Source organism: Paenibacillus gorillae (genome assembly GCF_000513275.1).
In the GTDB taxonomy this organism is placed as follows: domain Bacteria; phylum Bacillota; class Bacilli; order Paenibacillales; family Paenibacillaceae; genus Pristimantibacillus; species Pristimantibacillus gorillae.
The window spans coordinates 1-3,702 of the sequence record NZ_CBVJ010000061.1 but is presented as its reverse complement, the minus strand read 5'-3'; the positions used below and the strand labels follow the sequence as shown (position 1 = coordinate 3,702).

At 45.4% G+C, this 3,702-nt stretch carries 4 protein-coding genes; all 4 read left to right on the top strand.

Features of this window, described 5'->3' with window-relative positions:
* The coding region (locus TY10_RS10645; protein ID WP_042163082.1) for a sensor histidine kinase at positions 1 to 620 on the top strand (620 nt) is incomplete at its 5' end.
* A 38-nt stretch (positions 621 to 658) separates the two neighbouring features.
* Complete coding sequence (locus TY10_RS10640; protein ID WP_238327538.1) at positions 659 to 1,927, top strand: extracellular solute-binding protein; 1,269 nt, start codon at positions 659 to 661, stop codon at positions 1,925 to 1,927.
* Positions 1,905 to 2,189: a DUF3502 domain-containing protein gene (locus tag TY10_RS31455; protein WP_238327537.1), complete on the top strand. Its 285-nt coding sequence runs from the start codon at positions 1,905 to 1,907 to the stop codon at positions 2,187 to 2,189. The genes TY10_RS10640 and TY10_RS31455 overlap by 23 nt, the downstream gene beginning before the upstream one ends.
* 175 nt (positions 2,190 to 2,364) lie before the next feature.
* Complete coding sequence (locus TY10_RS10635) at positions 2,365 to 3,045, top strand: VOC family protein (protein ID WP_042163080.1); 681 nt, start codon at positions 2,365 to 2,367, stop codon at positions 3,043 to 3,045.
* Positions 3,046 to 3,702: the final 657 nt, after the last annotated feature.

The following is a 3,702-nucleotide window of genomic DNA, read 5'->3' as shown; positions in this document are numbered from 1 at the left end:
ATCCGCATTTTCTGTACAATACGCTGGAATCCATCCGCTGGAAAGCGGAAAATCACGGGCGCAGCGACATTAGCGAAATGGTGTCGGCACTCGGCAATTTGCTCAGATTAAGCCTGAATCAAGGGAAAGAAAATACGACGCTCAGGCGTGAAATCGAGCAGGTTAAGGCTTACGTTATGATTGAGCAGGCGCGTATGGGCCAGCAGGTGCGCATACTTTACTCCTTCGACGAAGAGCTGCTTGATCTGCCGTTCTTGCGGCTGCTGCTGCAGCCATTGGTGGAGAACGCGATCCAGCATAGCGTACGGGATGATTTTCAGAAGGGTAAAATTATCATTTCAGCGAAGCGGGAAGAGCAGGATATCATCATATCTATTGCTGACAACGGCAAGGGCATACCGGCATCTGTCGTAGAGGAGCTTCAGAAGGAACATACGCCGGGAAGCTCTGTTGCGCCGGGCGTGAGAAGAGGGGTTGGCCTGCGCAACGTGAATGAGCGATTGAAAATTTACTTCGGAGAATCTTATAAACTGATGATCGAGACGGCTCCCGGCGCAGGGACGACGATTACGCTGAAGCATCCCGTGCTGCAGGACGGCGAGGAACTCAATGCGCGTTAAGGAAGACGATAAAATTATCCGCCCGGAAGGATGGTATCATGAACCGACTTGTCGCAAAGCTGCTTATGCTTGCAACTGCAATGCTGGTATGCCTTAGTATTGCGGCCTGTGGAAGCAGCAATCACGATGAATATGCCTATGACGGTTCCAAAAACGGTTCAGAACAAGAAAAGGAAATTACGCTGAAGTTTTATTTTGGCGGGGAAAAGAAGGCAGCGACGGATGAGGTATGGTCGGAAGTGAGCCGCTATGTCAAAAATAAAGGGCTTAACGTTAAATTCGACATCAACTTCATCCCGTTCAGCGAATATAAGGAAAAGATGCTGGCTATGGCGGCCGCAGGTGACAGCTGGGATATGAACTTTGATGCCGATTGGCTGTCTTACAAGATTATTGCTGCTAAAGGCTCTTACATGGCACTTAATGAGCTTCTCCCGAAATATGCGCCTAATTTGCTCCGCAAGTACAAGGAGCAAGGGACGCTATCAGCCGCAACGGTAAACGGGCAAATCGTAGGACTTCCTTGGACAATGAAAATGAATGAGCGCAAATTCGCCGGCTGGCGGGTTGATCTTGCCGAGAAGGCGGGTTTGTCAATCGAGCCCGATTCCATTAAGACGATTGAAGACGTCGATTGGCTGCTTCGGGAATTGAGGAAATCGTATCCGAATGAGAAGCTTAATCGGACGCCGCCTTTGTCTTTGTTTTTTTCAAGGGAAGAATGGGTCGATATGAACTTTCACGGCTTGGGCTTTTACTTGAATGATCCGGAGATTATTGTGCGGGCTGTTGAACAGCAGCCGTTTTATCTCGAATCTGCGAAGCTGTCGAAGGTTTGGTACGATGACAGGCTCATTAACCGTGATGCTATAATCGATAAAGGAGACGCCTCGCTGCAGTGGAGAAACGGCAAGTCGATGTTTACGATTACGTCCCATGAATGGGCGAATGCTGATCCTGGATTTGTTGACCCGACCTATAAGCAGGGCATGTCACTGCTGTATCCGGACAAAAAGTTCGTTAATCGTTCATCCATTGCGAATGTGGTAGCCATTAACCGGAATTCCAAAAATCCCGATCGGGTGCTGCGCTTCCTCGATATGCTGGAGACGGATCGGACGCTGTACGATCTTGTGCTGTATGGCATAGAGGGCAAGACTTACCTGCTCAACGGGGAGGCTGCTGACTATCCGGAGGGCATGCAAACCACATCTAGCAACTACATGGAATGGGGCGGACAATGGGCTTTCTGGAAGCCGCAATTTATGCGTCCGACAGCCACGTATGGCAAAAAGCTTCTGGGTTAAGGAAGAAGAGTTTGCGAATGAGCCTATCAATGTCATTTCGCCTCTTGACGGCTTGTTTATAGCCGAAGACGGCATGAAGGACGAACTAGCGAGGCGTGACCAGCTTGGCGAAGAGTACGGCAGGCCCATTGAGTACGGTACGGTTGCAGATGTAGAGCAGTCGGTAGCGAAATATATCGAATTGAATAAAAACAACGGTCTTCCTAAAATTTTGGCTAGAACGCAAGCCATCGTCGACGAATATTTAGCATCCAAAGGTTAATGCATGTAAGAGAAGGCGTCATGAAATGGGGTATTTCATGATGACTTCTCTTTTTTCGTATATAGATGGATTGGAATAGATTTATTAAGAAACAACTGTTAGATTAACGAATTATGCTTTATTATATTCCAAATTATGAGTTGTCACTTTTGACGGAATAGGAGGAGTGAGCATTTTGCGGATACATCGTGTACGGTTACTGACGAAAAACTTAGCACAGCTTCAAGAGTTTTACTCTCATTTACTTGGACTGCCGCTGTTGGACCGTTCAAAAGATTCATTTACTGTATCGGTAGGGCAATCTTACTTAACGTTTGAGCGAACAGAAAATGCTGGGGAGAACCCTTACTATCATTTTGCTTTTGACATTCCCAACAACAAAATGGACGAAACGATACATTGGTTAAGTTCTAAAAAAGTATCCTTAAATCTTTTGCCAAACGATTCCTACAAAATTCACTCTAAAACATGGGATGCTACATCCATTTACTTTGATGACCCTTCTGGTAATATTGTGGAGTTTATTTCTAGACATTCTTTGCATAATGAGGTAAATAGCTTTTTTTCGAGTATGAATATTTTAAATATTAGTGAGATTGGTCTAGTTGTTAATGATGTAAACAGTACTATAGAGCTTTTGGAGAGCAATCTGAAGCTGGATGCCTATAACGATAACAACAATTCTTTTGCTGCTGTGGGGGACGCGAATGGACTATTTATTCTATCCGCTCACCAGAGAATTTGGCTCGGTTCGGATAAAAAAGCAGATATTTTCAGAACCGAAGTGACGATTGAAGGAAACGATAAAGGAACATTTAATGTCGGTTCATACCCTTACAAAATCATTGTTAAATAACAGTCCGTTTATGGAAAATGTTAATCGTCCTTGCACAAGGCCGGTTTTCTTTATGTTGAAAACCAGCATTACGATGTGACATAGCCTTTCGTTTAAGTTATCTATAGCAGCACAGACTTTCATCTATGATGTGTTTGCGCCAGCTCTTCCGTTTAGTATCCCGAGGGTCTCAAACCCTCAAAAATAGTCCGTCGCCCGCCGAAAAGGGCATGTGACCAGGCCGTTAACACCCTGCTAGGGTCTTAACGGACTCGTAGTGAGGTACAAGGAGAAGGTTAAGTCCTTCAGGAGGTCTTAACTTCAAAAAATAGTCCGTCGCCCGCCGAAAAGGGCATATGACGAGTCCGTTAAGACCCTGCCGGGGCTTTAACACCTCGTGGTGAGGCAAAAAAGAAAGAGCTTAGACCCTCCGGGACTCTTAGCTCGAAACTCTCCCTCTAACTAGCACCTCGTTGGAGATCATGTGCACATTTTATGAGTATATGAGTCGTAATGACAGGATAGATGATTGCTGGGGCTGTTAACGGACTGTCTAGCCTCACCGAGATCTCATCAAAATGTAAAAATACATTTTGATGAGCCTCAAAAGTGCCAAAAATAGCCATCAAAATGCAAAAGTGCAGTTGAAATCCTGTCAAAATCGCTCAATTTATGCTT

Bases quoted from the DNA above. Each gene is read 5' to 3' on its own strand.
- TY10_RS10640 (WP_238327538.1), top strand. From the start codon at position 659: ATGAACCGACTTGTCGCAAAGCTGCTTATGCTTGCAACTGCAATGCTG.
- TY10_RS31455 (WP_238327537.1), top strand. From the start codon at position 1,905: ATGGCAAAAAGCTTCTGGGTTAAGGAAGAAGAGTTTGCGAATGAGCCT.